This window comes from Chitinophaga sp. YR627, from assembly GCF_900114995.1.
GTDB lineage: Bacteria > Bacteroidota > Bacteroidia > Chitinophagales > Chitinophagaceae > Chitinophaga.
This window is the reverse complement of the sequence record NZ_FOUX01000004.1, coordinates 895,937-914,537: the sequence shown is the minus strand read 5'-3', so window position 1 is coordinate 914,537 and position 18,601 is coordinate 895,937. Positions and strand designations below refer to the sequence as shown.

22 protein-coding genes are annotated in these 18,601 nt (G+C 44.8%); 6 read left to right on the top strand and 16 right to left on the bottom strand.

All coding sequences use genetic code 11. The features are described 5' to 3' along the window. The 13 genes from BMZ72_RS24350 to BMZ72_RS24290 form a co-directional block, all read right to left on the bottom strand. Entirely contained in the window at nucleotides 1–309 is a 309-nt protein-coding gene (locus tag BMZ72_RS24350; protein WP_089812284.1) for a hypothetical protein, read from the bottom strand. Next, on the bottom strand, nucleotides 296–589 hold the full coding sequence (locus tag BMZ72_RS24345) for a hypothetical protein (RefSeq protein ID WP_089812283.1): 294 nt from the start codon (nucleotides 587–589) through the stop codon (nucleotides 296–298). The genes BMZ72_RS24350 and BMZ72_RS24345 overlap by 14 nt, the downstream gene beginning before the upstream one ends. Further along, nucleotides 586–804, bottom strand: a complete 219-nt coding sequence (locus BMZ72_RS24340) for a hypothetical protein (RefSeq protein WP_089812282.1) — start codon at nucleotides 802–804, stop codon at nucleotides 586–588. The genes BMZ72_RS24345 and BMZ72_RS24340 overlap by 4 nt, the downstream gene beginning before the upstream one ends. A gap of 4 nt (nucleotides 805–808) precedes the next feature. After that, the gene (locus BMZ72_RS24335; protein ID WP_089812281.1) at nucleotides 809–1,276 is read right to left on the bottom strand and encodes a hypothetical protein; all 468 of its coding nucleotides are present in this window, start codon (nucleotides 1,274–1,276) and stop codon (nucleotides 809–811) included. After that, nucleotides 1,273–2,280 carry a hypothetical protein gene (locus tag BMZ72_RS24330; RefSeq protein WP_089812280.1) on the bottom strand — a complete coding sequence of 336 codons (1,008 nt, stop codon included), beginning with the start codon at nucleotides 2,278–2,280 and terminating at the stop codon, nucleotides 1,273–1,275. Before BMZ72_RS24330 ends, BMZ72_RS24335 begins: the two co-directional genes overlap by 4 nt. Further along, entirely contained in the window at nucleotides 2,280–2,810 is a 531-nt protein-coding gene (locus tag BMZ72_RS24325; protein ID WP_012787963.1) for a DUF6046 domain-containing protein, read from the bottom strand. The genes BMZ72_RS24330 and BMZ72_RS24325 overlap by 1 nt, the downstream gene beginning before the upstream one ends. 2 nt (nucleotides 2,811–2,812) lie before the next feature. Next, a complete protein-coding gene (locus BMZ72_RS24320) occupies nucleotides 2,813–4,510 on the bottom strand; it encodes a tape measure protein (protein WP_089812279.1) in 1,698 nt (565 codons plus the stop codon). 203 nt (nucleotides 4,511–4,713) lie between these two features. Further along, complete coding sequence (locus BMZ72_RS24315) at nucleotides 4,714–5,025, bottom strand: hypothetical protein (RefSeq protein ID WP_012787961.1); 312 nt, start codon at nucleotides 5,023–5,025, stop codon at nucleotides 4,714–4,716. Between the two features lie 53 nt (nucleotides 5,026–5,078). Next, nucleotides 5,079–5,501, bottom strand: a complete 423-nt coding sequence (locus BMZ72_RS24310; RefSeq protein WP_012787960.1) for a hypothetical protein — start codon at nucleotides 5,499–5,501, stop codon at nucleotides 5,079–5,081. A 30-nt stretch (nucleotides 5,502–5,531) separates the two neighbouring features. Further along, complete coding sequence (locus tag BMZ72_RS24305) at nucleotides 5,532–6,701, bottom strand: DUF2586 family protein (protein WP_089812278.1); 1,170 nt, start codon at nucleotides 6,699–6,701, stop codon at nucleotides 5,532–5,534. A gap of 38 nt (nucleotides 6,702–6,739) precedes the next feature. Next, nucleotides 6,740–7,171 (bottom strand): hypothetical protein, encoded by a 432-nt coding sequence (locus tag BMZ72_RS24300; protein WP_089812277.1) that lies wholly within the window; start codon nucleotides 7,169–7,171, stop codon nucleotides 6,740–6,742. Between the two features lie 11 nt (nucleotides 7,172–7,182). After that, on the bottom strand, nucleotides 7,183–7,593 hold the full coding sequence (locus tag BMZ72_RS24295; RefSeq protein ID WP_089812276.1) for an N-acetylmuramoyl-L-alanine amidase: 411 nt from the start codon (nucleotides 7,591–7,593) through the stop codon (nucleotides 7,183–7,185). A gap of 4 nt (nucleotides 7,594–7,597) precedes the next feature. Next, nucleotides 7,598–7,849: a hypothetical protein gene (locus BMZ72_RS24290; RefSeq protein ID WP_089812275.1), complete on the bottom strand. Its 252-nt coding sequence runs from the start codon at nucleotides 7,847–7,849 to the stop codon at nucleotides 7,598–7,600. A 274-nt stretch (nucleotides 7,850–8,123) separates the two neighbouring features. Between BMZ72_RS24290 and BMZ72_RS24285 the strand changes: the two genes are divergently transcribed. Together BMZ72_RS24285 and BMZ72_RS24280 are read left to right on the top strand one after the other, a co-directional pair. Further along, a complete protein-coding gene (locus BMZ72_RS24285; RefSeq protein ID WP_089812274.1) occupies nucleotides 8,124–8,612 on the top strand; it encodes a hypothetical protein in 489 nt (162 codons plus the stop codon). Nucleotides 8,613–8,716: 104 nt separating this feature from the next. Further along, nucleotides 8,717–9,211, top strand: a complete 495-nt coding sequence (locus tag BMZ72_RS24280) for a hypothetical protein (protein WP_089812273.1) — start codon at nucleotides 8,717–8,719, stop codon at nucleotides 9,209–9,211. Between the two features lie 53 nt (nucleotides 9,212–9,264). Here BMZ72_RS24280 and BMZ72_RS24275 read toward each other — a convergent pair whose 3' ends face one another. Further along, complete coding sequence (locus tag BMZ72_RS24275; protein ID WP_089812272.1) at nucleotides 9,265–9,576, bottom strand: hypothetical protein; 312 nt, start codon at nucleotides 9,574–9,576, stop codon at nucleotides 9,265–9,267. A gap of 518 nt (nucleotides 9,577–10,094) precedes the next feature. Between BMZ72_RS24275 and BMZ72_RS24270 the strand changes: the two genes are divergently transcribed. From BMZ72_RS24270 to BMZ72_RS24255, 4 genes are all read left to right on the top strand, one after another. Next, nucleotides 10,095–12,470: a TonB-dependent receptor gene (locus tag BMZ72_RS24270; protein WP_177222920.1), complete on the top strand. Its 2,376-nt coding sequence runs from the start codon at nucleotides 10,095–10,097 to the stop codon at nucleotides 12,468–12,470. Between the two features lie 21 nt (nucleotides 12,471–12,491). Beyond that, nucleotides 12,492–13,331 (top strand): DUF4249 domain-containing protein, encoded by an 840-nt coding sequence (locus tag BMZ72_RS24265; protein ID WP_089812270.1) that lies wholly within the window; start codon nucleotides 12,492–12,494, stop codon nucleotides 13,329–13,331. Between the two features lie 106 nt (nucleotides 13,332–13,437). Further along, the gene (locus BMZ72_RS24260) at nucleotides 13,438–14,475 is read left to right on the top strand and encodes a sensor histidine kinase (protein ID WP_089812269.1); all 1,038 of its coding nucleotides are present in this window, start codon (nucleotides 13,438–13,440) and stop codon (nucleotides 14,473–14,475) included. Further along, nucleotides 14,472–15,242 carry a LytR/AlgR family response regulator transcription factor gene (locus BMZ72_RS24255; RefSeq protein WP_089812268.1) on the top strand — a complete coding sequence of 257 codons (771 nt, stop codon included), beginning with the start codon at nucleotides 14,472–14,474 and terminating at the stop codon, nucleotides 15,240–15,242. The genes BMZ72_RS24260 and BMZ72_RS24255 overlap by 4 nt, the downstream gene beginning before the upstream one ends. Nucleotides 15,243–15,278: 36 nt before the next feature. Here the strand turns inward: BMZ72_RS24255 and BMZ72_RS24250 are convergent, their stop codons facing one another. Then, complete coding sequence (locus BMZ72_RS24250; RefSeq protein ID WP_089812267.1) at nucleotides 15,279–17,522, bottom strand: sensor histidine kinase; 2,244 nt, start codon at nucleotides 17,520–17,522, stop codon at nucleotides 15,279–15,281. Nucleotides 17,523–17,637: 115 nt separating this feature from the next. Beyond that, complete coding sequence (locus tag BMZ72_RS24245; protein WP_089812266.1) at nucleotides 17,638–18,534, bottom strand: LysR family transcriptional regulator; 897 nt, start codon at nucleotides 18,532–18,534, stop codon at nucleotides 17,638–17,640. Nucleotides 18,535–18,601 lie beyond the last annotated feature (67 nt).

Here is an 18,601-nt window from a genome sequence, read left to right as displayed (position 1 = left end):
TTACTCTTGGTTTTGACTTACACGGAGATCCACCTGTATCCCCATATAACCGATGCCACCTTTGATAGCTGCTTCGTCTTCGGTAGTGTAAGCGTTGGCGGGTATTGCCTCTTCATCTTTCAATGTCTGGAATGTGCGGCGGTCAATGATGGCTCTGTCGGGAACCCATAGCGTACTGCCAGATTTGAGGTCGTCGGTAATACTTATACCATTCGCAATTGCAAAGTCGAAGAGTGCGTCAATGCTGCCTTTCAGTTGCATGGAGAGATCCAGCAGGCACTGGTGGGGTTTTACATTAACTGTTTCCATAAGTCGCATCAATATTTAGCTGACCGGTATCTGTGATATTGATCGCTTTTACTTCCATGCCATCAGCAGAGAATTGTCTGCGTATCTCCTGCAGCAACGACGAAGTGTTGTTGTCCTGCAGGAAACTGAAGGCGTCGACTCCGACAGTAGGGAATTCCTTTATGTTTCCCTTGTTGTTGATCAGTAACAGCTCCTGTTGTTGCAGATCGCTGTTTCCGATTGTCAGATCGCCTCCATGTATATCCAGGTCCAGGTCTTCTGTTAACAATATATCTTTCATGATAAAGTACCGTTGAATACGCCGGTTACCGGACCATTAGCGGTCGTCAGACCGGCGGTGTAATTAATCTGGGCTGTTTTAACATAGGTGTCCACGGCGTCTGCGATTTTACTGCAAAGCGCGTCCAGGCCTTTTTCTTCGTCAGTATCTCCGTCTCTCATACTTTTGAAAGCATTTTTGATACTTTGTTCCAGTCCGCTTTTGTTCAGGGGCATATGATTATTTTAAAAGTTTAGCTAATCTGTCTTTGATAGCTGTGAATGCGGCCTTATTCATCGGTGCGTAGATCGTGATGATCTCATCTAAGAGATCGTCGAGGCATTTCTTCAGGGTGTCGTCGCCGGCACTTACTTGGAGTCCGTCTTTATCGAGCTCCAGGTATTTTTCGCCGACCTTACATTTTATCATTTCTGGTTCCTGTATGCTAACGACAACGTAGTTATCGCTTTTATTGATCCTTGCGATCAGCACACTGGTCTTTTCAGCCGGAAATGTAAGCACACCTTTTTCATCCTCTTCGATGATGGAACGCAGACGTACATCGGGTATTTTCAAACCTTCAAAGGTGATCACGTCAATGGTCCCTTTTGCTTTATCTGACGTTTCAACCTGTGCGGGTATAATGGTCGCCTTTTCCCTGCCAAGAATCCTGAGTGCTTCAATCAGCTGTGACTGTTGTCTGCTCATTTTTTGCTTGTTTTATTGTCTATTCTAACACCTATGTCACAGGTCCTTCTGCCTCCGCCCGGGCCAAATCTTACTTCAGTACTTTCCAGCAGATAGGTGCCTTCCCGTTCGCCGTAGTTACGGTCCTCAAGAATTACTCTGTAACCAGGAAGGGCAAAAGGTTCCAGGAATCCGATCATTTTCCCTTCAACACCGGTATATCTCAGCTCGTTTGCTTTTGATTTCGCCGTTTGGTTGACCTGCTCCTGGGTTTGGTTGTGTGGAAGAAAGATGGTTCGGATCGCTCCATTTGGATCGCCTCCTACACCCTTAACGGCTACATTTTTCTTGTCAAAGGAGATGGCATTCACCCTGATTTTTGCATCTTCTGCTTTTCTGAATTTCAGCTGATCATCTTTCACGACATTAACGCCGATCTTATATTTAACAGGTGTACTATCACGTTGCTCAATAAAGGCTAGTCCGGCATACAGTTCGTTTTCTGTAAAATAGACGGTGAGAAAAAGATTATCTTTAATCCAGTCCAGTACATCTGTTCCACTGAGGTTGCCTGCAGAGATTTGCTGCACATCCATATCCGGTATGTTTTTACTCAGGGTAATATCTGTCTCTTTGACAAGTGTCGCCAGGAGGTCTTTCAGCTTTGGCGTTTTACCTTTCTCTGTTGACCAGAGTACGTTCTTGCCTCTTAGCTGCCAGCTATAACCTTCACATTCGATCTCACAAGGGGTCGCGGCATTCACCCTTTTTACAAAGCCTTTAAATTCACGCTGGAGATTGTTATCGTATCCCAGCCATATCTCAACCTTATCACCTTCCTTGAAGGTAGCGGCGGTTGAAACAGACTTTGGAGCGTTAGTAGCTTCACTCTGTAAGCGGGCAGACGCGGGCAGTGTAATAGTAGCGGTGTCGACAAACGAATAGATACTTCTTTTTATTTTCACATCTGTTACTGCGAAGAGCTTGTAGTCACCTATTATGATTTTACATTTGAGTGTGAACATTATTTAAGAATTAAATCAAATGGAATGTCGCTGATCAGGTTCATTTCATAGGTCTTGACGTTCTGTATGCCGCTTATTTCAGGCCAGGTCAGATCAGTGATGACAACACTGGCGCCTTCACCAAGCAGCAGATTTGTCAGTGGACTGGTGATACGGTGGGCAATGTTTTGTGTATAGAGCCCGTGTATTTTCTTGATATCATCTTCAGGATAATTATTGTTCTCCGTGACGATGATGCCTTTAATATTGATCTTGTAATCTTCCTGTCCGATTAGTTCCTTCACGGTGCCGGGGCGGCCTACGAGAACGGTTTCAACAATGGTCTTTTTGCTCGTGACACGGATAACAGGATTGGGAAGTTCTACTTTTCCCAGTGTTACCGGCATGAAGTAAGGCCGTCCGTAAAGACCTTTGGCGAAGAAATCGGCACTTGTAATTGATTGTTCAGGCTGAAGAGCCACATCAAAGATGGGAGGTTGGTACCCCCACGATTCTCTGAAGATCTTTTTTATATCGAAACTTGCTGCCATAGTTAAACTGGTAATACGTTAGCACTATTTAAAACGCGGAGCAAAGCTTCTGTTACTATTTGCTCCATATCATTGACGCCTTCCTGTACAGTTGTTGAGCTAATGTTTATATTATCAAAAAGCTTTTGCAGATTGATAATGATATTACGGGCTCCACCACTTGTGATACCATCGACTTTTTCTTTGGTATTGCCTAAGCCACCTGTTTGTTCTGGTGTTTTACCGAGTGAACCGTAGTCTCCCGTGGGTTTCATCCTGGTTGTCGGAGCGGTAGCAGGCATAAGGCTCTTCAGGGATATTGGCTTCATTTTTACGCCGTCATCAAATCCTTTGGAGAAAGCGGAACCAAGTTTTCCGGCATTTTCAGCAGCATGTTTTTTTGCGTCAACGCCTACGAGGTCTTTTACCGCGCTCTTGCCTGTTTCCCATGCCTTGCTCCAATCACCTTTGAACATATACATGATGGCCTGTCCAAGGCCGGCGATGCCACTGATCATGCCTTTAATCCTGTCTATGACATAGTCTTTGATCAGTGAACCAAAGGCTTTCAACCATTCCCAAACGCCAACGACTGCTCCTCTGAATCCTGAGAAAGTGTTCCAGGCATAGATAACACCGGCTACGAGTGCGACAATTCCTGCGACAACCAGTCCTACGGGATTGAGGCTCATCACGAGGTTAACAGCACCTTGTGCTATTGCCCAAAGTTTATAACCGAGTAGGGCGCCACCGATCACTACGGCGAGGAATCCCACCAGTGATGAATGTTCTGCTATCCAGTTGGCGGTTGTTTCAAGGAACGCGGCCATTGGCATGAGCGCATTGTTGACAAAGTCCGTCGCAACTGGTAGTAGCGCAGTGCCCAGCGTCGTTCCTGCGTTTTCGAGGCGTTCTGTGAAGGCCTGCCATCTTCCGGCTGCTGTTTCACTTTGAGCCTGCATAGCGCCAAAGAATTGTCCGCCGGGGCCTGTTGCTGAGATGAGAGAGTTTGTCAGCTGATCGGTTGAGATCTTTCCGGCATCCAGGTCTCTTTGTAATCTGGTCATTGATATGCCTGAGGTTCTGGATATTTCTTCCAGTGGATTGAATCCTGCTTTTACAAGTTCAGCCATCGTATCAGAAGTCAGCTTACCGTCTGTCTGCACCTGACTAAAGGCGGCAGTCAGCGAGTCGAGCTTTTCCTTGTTACCGCGGCTTGCATCACCTAAGAGGCTCAATGTAGGAACGACGTTGGCTGCTGCGGTACCCGATGCCAGCAATGCTTCTGCGTTTTTCATCAGGTCACTGCTGCTGAAGGGAGTAGCGACTCCCATTTCCTGCAGGCTACCTATCAGTGCTTTTGCAGTGGTAGCGCTGCCGGTGAATTGTTGAAAGGCCACCTGTGTCTGTTGCAGGTCCATCGCCATTTTGAGCATGGCTGTTCCACCTTTGATGATACCATCTACCTCGAATTCTTCGCCTTTGTCTTTATCATCTTTCTTTTCTTCTTTGGTCTTTTTCCCAATCTGAGCAGATGCGGATGAAGAGGCTCTGGCGCTGGTTATTTCGATCTGCGTGATGTTTTCCCTGAGTTCGCTTAAAGACGAACTCAGGGTATTATTGTTTGACATCACGGTTCTCTGGAAGATGGATACTTTGCTCAAAGCAAGGTCGGCGGCCCTGCTTATCTGATAATACTCATCACTTGTTGTTTCTGCCATTTTTTATTTTTTTTAGCACGATCTCTACCTTGAGAGTAATGGCAATCCTTTTAGCTCCCGCTGCCGGATGTCGTGCAGTTGTGCAAATTTTTCTGCCCACTGAGCATCTGTCAGCTGCGAGGTGTCAACCTGGGGCAGATAATATTCGAACAGCGTTTGAATATACCCGAGCGGGTTTTTATCAAATTCGCCGGACGCCTCGCTTAGAGCTTTTCCACTTCAACCTTCTTCGCTTCCAGCAGTTTATCCAGTTGCGCGCCCAGGCCGTACAGGTAAGACTTATCATTGAGTATTTCATCGTCTCCGCCCAGCCAGGTTGCTTTCAGGATGGTTTCATGATACGCCAGCGGATCGCCTGCGATCAGGGTCATGGCATAGCTTACTTCATCTCTGTTGGGTTTTCTGCAATAACCTGTTTTTCCATCAGCAGCTGTCAGCTTGAATACATCTTTGTATTTCTGCTTCCAGGCTTCAATATGTTCTTTGGTAATTGCTACCGGTTTTTCTACTGTCATAATCTGTTAAGTGTATAGGTATTTATTTAAAATAAGGTGATCGTGCTATGTTATTATACGTTCTGTTGCAGTCCCATGAAAACGATCGGCATGGTGATCTCCATGAATTTTGCGCCTTGTTCCCATCCTTTTTCAAATTCTTTGAACTGGAAACCGCGGATGATATCAGTACGTGGAACAGACAGACCATCTTTTACATAAGTAACGATGATGTCAGCTGTAAGGTCCAGCAGATCTCTGCCACCGGCAAGTCTTACGGCATCAGCCAGTACATCGTATTCAAATTTCAGCAGTTTGATTTCGCCTTCATAAGTGCGTTTACCACGTTGAATACCGATCGGCTCATCACCTGCGCCATGCAAATGTTCTTTTTCCTGCATCAGTTTGTATTTGATGCCACGGATGCCTGTTAATTCTTTACCGAGCACTACTACTTTCATGTTGGCCCAGGTACATTCTTTGTTGTCAAAAATCATATTGGTTCTTTTTTTTAGTGAATAACAGGTTTACTGGAGAGCAGGATTGGTAAAACCGAGTAATACTTCAATTGTTTTAGTATATCCCATCGGTACAATAGCAGCTTTAACAGTGAGCTTGCCGGTGCTGAGTACGTTCTGACTAGCGTCAATGTATGCGCTGAAGGAACTGATCTCATCTACCATTGCCAGGTTTACTGCTGACTCGATTTTGTTTTGCAGGTACTTGATAACAGGTACGCTGATCTTACCGCTTTCGTCGATAGTGATCTCGTCGTTCAGTTCTTCTACATAGGTCTGATAAGCGACGATAGTGGCTTTGTCTATTACCCTGCCTAATGCCAGCTGACTGTAGTCGTCTGTAACAGGAGCACACATCGGGTCATCATTCAGATAATAACCAGAGCGGCCAACGAATGTGCGCAGGAAGATGTAACCTTTGTCATGCAGCAGATCGCCGGATGTCAGATCTTCTGCTTTTGCAGTGTTTACGTAAGCGGACAGGATTGGTAATGCGCCGTCTTTAACACGGCCCAGGTTACGCTGTACAGGAATAGATGCTGCACGTCCGAGTACTAATCCTACAGAAGCGCTACCATCATTGGTGGTGCTGCCGATAACAATACCTGCATGGTTAGCGGTGTAGGTACGCAGATCTTTCAGTGTAGCGAGATTGGTAGTATCCAGTTTACGTCCTTCGATCAGTACACGTACAGGTTTGTACTGTGCGGCATAGGCCAGTGCCAGTTGCTGTGCTTTGGATATGGCATCCAGACTGTCTTTATCCAGACCGTCTGTCAGTCCTGGAATGTAGGAACCTGCAGGGGTACGGGTAAGACCTAATAATCTGATGCGACCCTGTGCTGCGTCCAGCAGTTTTGCAGCGCCTGTGGCGTTTGTCAGGTCAGCCATTTGTGTAAGCGTAACTGTGTCTGCGACAGTCATGATATACAGTTCAGCGCCTTCTCCTGCGATGTCATAAAATTCCCTGATGTGGCGGTGTGCGCTGGCGTTGCTGCCTGTTGCGAGAATGCCGAGGTCCTGTGCTTCACTCAGACTGAAGATCACTTTTGGTGTACCCAGTGGAAGGCCAGCGGTTGCTACGCCGGTCAGTACCAGTCCTGCTACACCATCATCGGTTGCAGCGCTTGCTCCCAGATTGCCGTTTCCTAATGTAATTGCTACTTTTGGTAATGCCATTTCTTACTTTTTTTGGTCATTGTAATTGATTTGAATTGCTATTTACTGTTGCTGTAAGCGGCCTGACTAAACAGGTCGTAAATATTCTGCTTCCTGGTATTGCCATCCAGCTCGCGCAAAAGAATGCTTTGTAATTTCTGAAGTACTGCGTCCTGTAGGTCAGGTGATACTTCTTTGAGTGCTTTTACGAAGCATACAAGTTTTGCTTCAAGGTTTGGCTCCTGCCGGCAGGTATTTACGATGTTCAGTGTATCAATGCCTGTTTCCAGCGCCTGTAATACTTTGTTCTTGAAAATTGTGTCAGCGTCTCCCGGAATGATTGCTTCCAGTAAGTTGACCAGCGGACTTTCCAATAATGATTTGATGGTTTTTGTGACGCGTAATGCTTCTTCAGCATGACGTTCAATGAATGCATCAAATTGTTGTAATGCCTGTTTGATCTTTGAGCCGGTTTTTCTGCAAAATGCCATAGGTATGTTTTTTATAAATCGCTGAATGCTTCACGTGCATCAAATGATGGACATGCTTTTTTAACAAATGGAAAGTCCCGGTGGCCCTGGATCCGCGCTTGCGGATACTGTTGCTTCAATAGCGTGACCAATGTTCTCATTGCGTCTTTTTGTGCGATCGTTCTGTTATCTGATGGCCTGTTATCAGCATCTACTCCGCCGATATAACTGACGTGGATGCTATTCGCATTATATCCTGCTACGCCGTTACAGATACGATCTTCTGTTGCCAGTTGTATTACATTGCCTGATGCTTCAATCAGGTAATGATAACCGGGACTTTTCCATTTGAGATATTCTTTCCAATAGTGCTGGATGCTTTCAGGACGTGTGTCCTGAGGGGTTGCAGTACAATGGATAACAATAAAATCTATTTTACGCATTTCGCTATCGGGGATTACTCCTGTTCAGCGCGTCTTCCAGCCGCTCCATCACTTTCGTGTTGTTCTCTATCACGCCCAGCATTTTTTCGCGATCGTCATCGAGGTACTGTGTTAAACGGTCTTCCAGTTTTATCTGGCGTTTCCATAGTATCCATGCTATGCCTACGAGGACGACGACTGAGAATGCCTGGTCTCCGATCCGCTGTAAGACGGTCTGCTCAGGATCTGCATGTATGATTGCATTTAATAGTAACATCTGAGGTTAACATTATCACTGCCCGATCACTATGTTTTTTTTCTTCGAAACAGTTCTTTTTTAGGGTTTTACTTACTGTCAGCAAGCGATTACAATACAAAGGAACGACATTAACGGACGTTGAAAAAATCAGGAAATAATGCTTATTCTTTTATTGTATAATGATAATTCAATCGCTGTTCAATCATTAAAATTGCAAGCGGAAAAGATGCGTATTGCACCGACCTTTACATCAGTTAACCAACAAAAAAATTGATAACCTCAAACAATTAAAATGGATAGTTTATTTTCGAATCTCTTCCTTACTTTGGAAGCACGTATTGGGTCCGGTGTTCCTTTAATTAAAGGTGTATATCCGGAACTTTCACAGACAGAAAACTACAATGGTAATCCTTCTGTATGGCCCTGTGTATTTCTTGATTTTACCAATTTGACTTATTCAGAACTGACGGGTTCTATACAGGCCGCATCCGGCGAATTGCAATGCAGATTGGTGTTTCCGGTCACCAGTTCAAACGGATCCACGTTCCTGGATACGTCTGCTGCGCTTAATTATTATGAAGCAGAACTGAAACTGCATCAGGTGCTGCAGGGATGGACAAACAGTACGATCGCACCGTTGACCCGTATCAGTGTCAGCACAGAAGACAGAGATGATACATTTCGTGTGCGGGTACTTACTTATAGTCTGAATTTTCATGAAAGTCCCCTGCCGCCGGTAACCAGTGAAATTGAAAAACCACCACTGGAATTATTATCCTGATAAGGGAGGATTGTTTGGCTAACGGGAAGGATAGGATTTGATGCGTTCTGATTTTATTTATCTATATTTAGATCTTATAATCTGTTAGCCAAACCAGTTCAACTATGAAACGTTTTATATTGAAAACCTGCTGTACACTGATGCTCCTTGCATCCTGTTTTATTTCTTCCCGTTCTAACGCACAACAGTTAAAGGTCCTGGGAAAACCATTTTCAGAGGCATATGCATTTGCCGGCACTATTGCGCAGACCATGCACCTGAATGCGCCGGATAGTGCAAATACAAATAATAACCGGTCGAGAATGCAGGTGTCCCTGAAAGGGCCTGATAGTGATGCCAGACGTATTATCATAGAATTTAACAAAGATGAGGATACAAAGGCGGATGCCATATATGAAGTGAGTATTACAGGAAGTATTCCTGATATCATAGAATTGTATGCAAATCTTTATGATAAAAAAGTAAAGGCTAAAAAGCCTGAAGATGTTTATATGGCGGTCAACAGGGACGGCGAAATCATCAGTGTGCGAACGGATTATGAGTCCACTTATGCCGGATTTGAAGGCACTTTAGGTCGTATTTTCATCAGAAAGAAGTGATCATCAGAATCATAAAAAAAAACCGCTGCAATTGCAGCGGTTTTTTTTTATGCTTACCAGGCCCACCAGGGATACAATAATTTTAATTGTTTGAGGTCTGGTTGTTCCAGCTTCATGATCTGTTCCAGTCTCTCGCTATTACATTGTAAACGATAGATGATATTGCTGTTCTTGATCCAGAATTCTGTGGACAATTCCTGAATAGCGATATCGTAGCGTTTGCCCTGTAATTTGATATGATAATAATACCTGTGTAACAGACATTCATCCCTGAGGGCTATCATATCAGATGAACGTCCTTTTCTTGTCGTTTTCTTGACGGGTTTCTCAATATAATTGTCAAAAAGTGATTGTTGTCCTCTCATAGTCTTCTAATGCATTTAGTTGTGGATAAGGTGATATCGGTATATATAACAGGGAGTACTATCCAGGTAGGCTACCGTATTGTATGGACGCCGGTAACTACCTGCTAACCTGACGATTAGAGATAGGGACTCACTGAGGGGGTGATCCGGTCAAGAAAGTGTTAGAAAGCGTTTCGTTTTAAGGTGGGTGTGGGTAAGCAGTGTGTAATGGTCCTCATAAACTATGTGTTTTGTCTTGGCTTTATCAAAGATAAAGGGTCACTTACTATCCATTATGCGTAGTGAATTTTTTGGGTAGTATAAATATATGATTTCATCTTAGTTCTTCTGCGTTAGTGCTACGTTCATGAACGTAGCACTAACGCAGAAGAACTAAAGACTAACTAAGGTACTAACGTCACTATCAGAGCTTCGGTTACATTTTCATACGTTTCATCATTGTATCAGGACGCTTCGGACCCATTTAACAAGGAAAATGGAGCGCAGTATTGCTTCTTTGCATGGTCAATAAACAATTCATGAAGCAAAAAAACATCCTGGTACTGCTCCTGTTTCTGGGGTTTCCAGGCCAGCAACTATTTGCCCAGGAAAGATACTATCGATTGCCCGTTACAGTACGGGACACATCTGGTCAAAGTCTCATCGGTGTGACGGTTCGCGTAGCCGCAGCAGATAACATATCGAAAACCATTTCGGGCGGTTCTACGGATGGGGAGGGGCATTTTGAATTCCGCCTTCCTAAAGGAAGCTATATTCTTTCTCTTACATACATTGGATTTCAATCTGTTAGCCAAAGTATAAACGTCCCTGCTGATGGCGAGTTTAAGGTGGTGATGCGGAATGGTGGCACAGGGCTGCAGGAGGTTGTAGTCAGGGGCCAAAACAAGACTAACCCGGTTAAAAATCTGGAAATGGGGGTGCAATCTATCAATCTGGCTACGCTCCGGAAGATGCCTGCGTTGCTGGGAGAAGTAGATGTGGTGCGTAGTGTACTGTCGTTGCCGGGAGTGAGTTCGGTAGGGGAAGGATCGAGCGGTTTTAACGTCCGTGGTGGCAATGTTGATCAGAATCTGGTGTTGATGGATGGTGCCCCTGTTTTTAATACGTCGCACCTGTTTGGGTTGTTCTCCGTGTTTAACCCGGAGGTAGTACAGGATGTAAAGTTGATAAAAGGAGGCATAACACCCGACTACGGGGGGAGATTATCTTCAGTGATGGATATCAGGCTTAAAAGCGGCAGCCCTGATTCTCTTCGGGTTTCCGGAGGCATCGGATCCGTATCAGCAAGGTTGTCCGCAGGATTCCCTATTCTGCATAATAAAGGGTCTGTCTTCATTGCGGCCCGCCGGACCTATGCCGATCAGTTCCTCAAACTTTCGTCCGACGAAAATCTCAAATCAACCGTTGCCTATTTTCAGGACTTTAACGGCAAGATGGATTATCAGCTGAGTACAAAAGATCACATCAGCATCGCCGGGTACTATGGGAACGACAAACTGGGGTTACAGAAAGATTTTACAATAGGCTATGATAATGCAAATGCCGCGGTAACCTACCTTCATGAGTTTTCAACGGGTTTTTCTGCAAAGACCACTGTATTATTTAGCCAGTACAGAAGTAATCTTGGTGTACTACAGGAGCCGCAATCTCTGATGAGTAAACAGTACATCAAACAGTATACATTAAAAACCGACTGGCATTACCGGAGGAATGACGCGATTGATCTGGCTTTCGGATTATCCGCTATCCGGTATGATGTTAATCCTGGTGTACAGACGCCACTAACGGACAGTTCGGTCTTCAATACTACGGCGTCGGCAAGACAGGCGGGTAACGAACTCGGTTTTTACCTGAATAATACCCATAAATTCAGCGATAAGTTATCTGCCCAGTACGGTGTCCGGTTGTCTTATTTCGGCGCTGTAGCGGCACAAAATGGGCCTGTATATACATATGGTGGTGTACCGGGCAAAGAACTGTTCCCTGTGCTGACAACGGAATTTAAAAAAGGAGCGGCTATAAAAAACTATGGAAATGTTGAACCGCGGGTATCCCTCAGATATTTGCTATCAGAGAGTAGTTCGATAAAGGCTGGCTATAACCGGATGGCGCAGTATGTACACCTGATCTCTGCTACCACGGCATCTACGCCACTCGACGCCTGGATGACTTCAACCAACAACATCCGGCCGGAACTTGCCGACCAGTTCTCACTGGGTTATTTTATGACAAAGCGTAGCTATGAACTGTCAGCAGAAGCATACTACAAGACGATGAGTAATCAGGTTGACGTGATCAACGGGACAGAGCCGATCGGCAATCCGGATATTGAGAAGGACCTTGTTTATGGAAAAGGGCGCTCATATGGACTGGAGCTTTACCTGAAGAAAAATACGGGTAAGCTGAACGGCTTTGTCAGCTATACGCTGAGTAAAACAGAGCGCCAGATCAATGGTGTCAATAATGGGGACTGGTATAATGCTAAGTATGACCGTACCCATAATCTGAATATGGTTGTCGTATATAACTATAGCACCAAATGGACATTTTCTTCTAATTATGTCTATCAGACTGGCGTGGCGGCCACTTTCCCTTCCGGCCGCAGCGAGTTTCAGGGGATTATCGTTCCCTACAATAACGGGGATCTACGTAATAATTACCGGTATAGTCCTTATAGCCGGCTTGACCTTTCTGCTACCTTATTCGTCCGGCATCGCGCGGGCAGCCGGTTCAGCAGTAACTGGGTGTTTTCTCTGTACAATGTGCTGAACCGCAAGAATGTGTATGCTCTATACTTTAAGCAGGATAATGCTAACCCGAACAAAACAATTGCGAATCAGTTGTCAGTCATCGGCTCTATTATCCCCGGCGTTACCTGGAATTTCAACTTTTAGTTTACCAAACCTCCTGGCATCATGAGAAAAGATATCATTCTGTTATTTGCGTTTTTAATGTTGTTGTTAAGTGCCTGTGAAAAAAGTTTACAGAGCGTTCCGCTTCGCTCCGGTACGCCTGTACTCAACGTTGATGGCTGGATCACCAACCGGGAAGCCGGGGATACGATCAGGCTTACCAAAACCATTGATTTCTTTGACCAGCGCAGTGCTCCGCCGGTTACAGGGGCTGGTATCCTGCTCCTGGATGATCATCAGCACACAGAACAGCTGGAAGAAATAGCACCGGGGGTGTTTGTTATCAAACAGATCAGGGCCACTTCCGGCCACAAATACACACTTACCATTCAGGCTGAAGGAGAAACATATAGGGCAACAACCTCCGTTTCCCGCTTGTCGCCGGTTATTGATTCGCTTACTTTCAAATACTATCCCGAAGGAGGCGACCACGATAGTGTTGGTTATCGTGTTAAGATCTGGGGACAGGAATTAACCGGAAAAGGGGATGCCCTCCGTATTCTGATCAAGCGGAATGGGATACTGCAAAATTTGCCGGATGACCTCAATATTTATAACGATGACAATGTGGAAGGAAACTATGTTCAGGGACTGGAGATGAATTCTTTTACAGGATATAAAAGTGGCGATCTTATTACGGTGGAACAATGGTCGCTTGATCCGGAGGCATACGATTTTTGGAATCAACTGAAAACACAGGTTGATAATGGAGGGCTGTTTGCCCCGGTTCCGGCAAATGTACCAACGAACGTGATCAATATAAACGCAGCATCTGCAAAGGTTGCAACGGGTTATTTTGGCGCATCACTATCCGTTGTGTTGCCTACAGTGGAATTGAAGTAAGCGGCCTATGATTAAAACAGAAGAATAAAAATTAATTTTATGAACACGCATGATGCAGGTGAACTGCTTTTCCCTTTAACGTGTTACGTATAGGAAGCTGATTGATATGGATAAAACAATTATAAAAGATAAGTGGATCCGCATTATTGGCGTGCCGACAATTGTCGTCCTGCTGATTTTGATGGATGATTCAGGTCCGGACCGGCTTAGTACAGAAATGCTGGTTTTTAAGTTATTCCGGAACGCTTTTTTTGTACTCTGCTATTGGGAAAGCAACCGTATGTTGTTTACCTATATGCGGAACAGATATCCGGATCTGAAAGATACATCAAAGCGTATCCTGCATCATCTGTTACTATTTATCGTTTATATGATGTTCGCTGGGCTGATCTTTACCATGATCAATGTACGTCTTCCACAGAACAGCCATGAAAATTTCTGGAGCGAGTATCTGGAAATTCTCAGAAAGAGCGCAGTATTGCTGGGAGTGGTCACCGTTGTCTACGAATGCGTTTACTATTTCGGACTGTATGAAAAAAGTCAGCTGGAGTCTGAACGTTTAAAAAAAGAAGCATTGATCTCTCAGGTAGAATTACTGAGGAGTCAGATCAGCCCTCACTTCCTTTTCAACAGCCTGAATGCGCTTATTACGATGGTACCGGAAGATCCACAGCTTGCTGTACTTTTTATACAGAAGCTATCCAATGTTTACCGGCATGTGCTTAGTTATAATGGCAGGGATGTTATTGACCTGCAGACTGAAAAGAACTTTTTGGATGATTATCTCTTTTTGCATCAGATACGTTTCAATTCAAATCTGATCGTCAGGTTTCAGCTTCCGGATAAGCTGGATCATCTGTCACTGATACCATTTACTTTACAGATGCTGGTGGAAAATGCGATTAAGCATAACATCATATCCAGTCGTAAACCTTTAACTATTCTGATTGCGGTAAATAAGAACTTTATTATTGTCAGCAATAATCTCCAGCGGAAAACCTCCGGAGTAGAATCTACGAATACCGGACTTAAAAATATCATCAACCGCTACGAGCTGCTCAATGGCAAACAGGTTGATGTGACCGTCACACCGACAGAATTCCGTGTATCACTTCCACTGATCTTTTCGAACGAAGGCCTATGAGAGTACTGATAATTGAAGACGAGGCCCTGGCGGCAAAGAGACTAAAGACAGTGATCCTCGAATATGATCCCGACATCCAGGTGCTTGATGTTATCGATAGTGTTGAGGATGCTGTTTACTGGCTGGAGAATAATTCACCACCTGATCTCATCTTTATGGATATTATGCTGGCCGATGGTCAGTCCTTTGAGATCTTTGAACAGACGGAGGTCCGGACGCCTGTAATATTTACAACGGCCTTCGATGAATTTGCTATCCGGGCATTTAAAGTCAACAGTATAGATTATTTACTGAAGCCGGTTGAGCCTGAGTTGCTAAAAGCGGCTATGAAGAAATTCCGTTCCTTGTCGCCACGAACGGAAGACCTGAAGGCAGTACTGGAGTCATTGCTGATTAGTCCGATGAGAGACCGGGAGGTGCAGCCGGCTTATAAAACGCGTTTCCTGATCAAACAGGGGGATAAGTTTATTCCTCTTTCTGTTACTGATGTGGCATTTTTCAGTGTAGAGGATAAATTGTCTTTCCTCTATACAACTGAGGGGAAGAGATATATGCTGGATTATACGTTTGATGAACTGGACAAAATGTTGGATCCACAGCTCTTTTTCCGTCTCAACAGACAGTATATCACAGCATTTCCGGCGGTGAAAACAGTACATAATTATTTTAACGGTAAACTAAAGGTGTATGTTAAGCCTGAAGTAGCTGGAGGGATTGTTGTCAGTAAAAGCAGAGCGAATTCATTGAAGATGTGGCTGAACCGGTGATGATTCTCCAGGAAATTATAGTAGAAAGTATCCGGATTAAAGGTTGAGTATCCCCAATGGGGTGCCGTTTTGCATTTCTGATGTGAGGGAGCCCTGTGGTGGAAAAAGGATCTGTACAAAGGTCCCCTTGTCTGATATGATGGTTGCCTTCCCTTTTATATTTTCTGCCAGTCCTTTTACCAGTCTTAAACCGATCCCAAAATTGTTTTCGTCAGCATCCGGAAAGCCGGTTCCATTGTCTTTGATGATCAGGCTGGCGACACCCTGTTCAATGGAAAAGGTAACAACGATTTCCGGACGGGCAATGGTCTGATTGAATGCATACTTAAATGAGTTCGTAATTAATTCATTCACCATCAGTCCGAGGGGCACGCCCTGCGAAACATCGAGTTCAATTGGTGCTATATCCAATGTGACCTTCACGAATGTACTGGTGCCAAGTGCATCCTCAAGGTGCCGGACAAGTTCGGTGATATACACTTTCATATTGACGGAGGACACGTTCTCTGTTCTGTATAATTTTTGGTAAAGCAGAGATGTAGCGTATATACGATTCTGACTGATCTGCAATGCAAGATGGGCATCACCGCTGAGGGAATCGGATTGTAATTCGAGGAGGCTTACGATGGTCTGCAGGTTATTTTTCACGCGATGATTGACTTCCTGCAGCAACCACTCTTTTTCTGAGACAAGGTGTTCCAGGTGTGCGTTTTTGACAGCCATTGTTTTATTGTTGCGCTGTTTTAGATGATACTGCCGGTAGAGCAGACCTATGACCGCCAGTGCGAGTACGATACCAATCATGGTGATGTTGCGGATCAGTTGTGCCTGTTGAAGGTTAATACCCTGAAGTCTGGTCTTTTGGGTGAGTAAAGAGATGGAATCCACTTTCTTGGAAGTTTCGTATTCTACATCCAGTTGCTGGAATTGCCGTGTCTTGACATCATTGTGTAGTAAATCGTCCTGGGTTTTGTATTTGAGCAAATTGTAAAATGCAGCTTTATAGTTTCCTTCAGCCGAGTCAACCCTGTAACTGATATCATATCGGGTAACCCATTCAGGAGAGGTTGGCAGCAATGATACTGTCATACATTTATCGAGATACAGTCGTGCGCTGGCGATGTTCTGTTCGTTCAGATGATATCTGACCAGTGTGATGCAGACACGGTTGGTCCACTCTGGGGTCAGTGCGTTATCCTGAATCAGCTTCTCCAGGATTACTGCGTATTGGTGCGCTTTTTTAGGTTGTTTGACGGCATAGTATCCGTCCATGTAAAGCATCCCCATTATAGCCTTGACCCTGGCATTGGAAGAGTCAAGTAAGCCCCTGGGAATGGCATCTAAAATTTCGAGTGCTTTATAGGGCTGGTGAATGTCAAGGTAGGTACGGCCTAATACATACACGATCAGCAGCGCATTCGGACCATCTTTGTGCTTTAAGGCGACGTTCAGGCCTTCATGATAATAGGTCAGGCTCATCTCTGACCTGCTGGCATTCCGGTACAGCGAGCCAAGCAGGTTGTTGATGGTAGCCATCTGCATGGTAGAATCTTTGGTAGCCTGTGCTGCTTTCAGTGCCAGCAATGCATATTCGAAGGCATGTTTGTAATCTCCCTGGTTGTTACAGTTTCTGCCGAGCAGTTCATACACATCCTGTACTTTCTGATGTCCGATGGACTGATATACAGTTAAAGCCTGCAGGAGATATTTATTGGACATTGCATATTCTTCCAGTATACTATAGAGGTCCCCCAGCGTGGTGAGGGCCCATCCTTCCAGCGCTTTATCTCCTGCCAGATGAAAGGCTTCTACCGCAAGGCCGGTGATCCGGATACGTTCCCTGCATTGAGTGACATCTGAATAATCATAAAAGGCCTGGAGCTCGAAATAAGCCAGACCAAGCAGCCGTTGACTATTACTTTTTTGCAGGAAGGGAATAGACTGGGCTACAGCCTCCTCTCCTTCCCTGCGTTTTCCCTGTTCGGTAAGCATAAAACCTTTCATGAGCAGATGATGGCCTGCCAGTTCTGTTGATCGTACGGTCCTGTTTAGCCGTTCGGCCCTGATCAAACAGTTATTGGCACTGTCCAGGTTTATGGCCAGTTCACCCTTTTTCCAGATGTGGTATTCTGCCAGGTGTATGAGTGTTTTGACCTGTGTGTGGGCGTCGCTGGTTGTGGCCAACTCCTGTTTGAGTGAATCGGCCTGTTGAGGGCTGAACTCCTGGGCCGTCGCCGGAACGACTGCGAAGATGATGAAAAGGAACAGGAGGAAGCGCATGAAGAGGGTGTTTAAGTATGCAATATACGGGTGTTAACAAAACGATGTAATAAAGTTGTTCTAAAGTTGTGTGTAGTTGAAATTACAGATATATAATTTCTCTTTGTTGTGTTGCTCAGAACCAGTTCTCGGTCAATATTTGTTCCAGCTGCCGGATCTCATTGGAGTAGATCGTTTTTTTCCGTTTGCCGAAGTGGAGGGTATTTTCTACGTGAGGACTTCCTTCCCAGGCGAGTTTAACCGATTTAAGCGCAAGTTCTTTTTTGGCCAGGAAATCCGGTATTACTGCGAAACCTTTCCCTTTACTGAGGCAACGCAGTATGGAAGAGAAATAAGGTACTATATAGTTGGGTTTAAGATCCGGCAGGCAATCAAAATTGGCCATCCAGAAATGCTCAAGATATTCCATGTCGGCTGCAGTGGTGTACCATATCTGCTCTTTCAGCCATTGCCTGATCGCAGTTCTTTCGTTGGTCAGGACCAGGGTATCAAATTGTTCAGTGTCTGTTTCACTGCCACAAATCAGAATGATACGCTCTTTTGTAAACGGAATATATTCCAGGTTTGTTCCGCTACCCTTTTTGGGCGTCAATACCAGGTCAAGCTTCCCTGTGTCAAGTTCCTGCAGAATCTGACGATACTCCCCAAACCGTAAGACGAGATTGAAAGGTAGTTGTGCAAGATGCTCTTCAAGCGTGTATTTGAAGATTTCAAATCCCATACCTACGCTGATCGTTGGCTTCTCCACGCTGGAATTCCTGTGGAAGGATTCCTCCGCTTCCTGCAGTTTGTTGATAGGGTCTATTATACAATTGTATAGTATGATGCCCCGTTCAGTAGGGACCATCTTTTTTGTTACCCGTTCAAACAAGCGGTATCCGGTATAGGCCTCCAGGGAGTTCAGATGGACGCTTACGCCGGGTTGGGAGATGAATAGTGTCTGGGCAGCAGTAGACAGGTTACCCGTCTCGTAAACTGCCTTAAATGTTCTAAACCATTCCAGATTTAACATGGCTGAAGGTTTTTTTTAATTTACTGTGAGTGAGATATCACTTAAGCCATTAAAATGCCATTTGCGG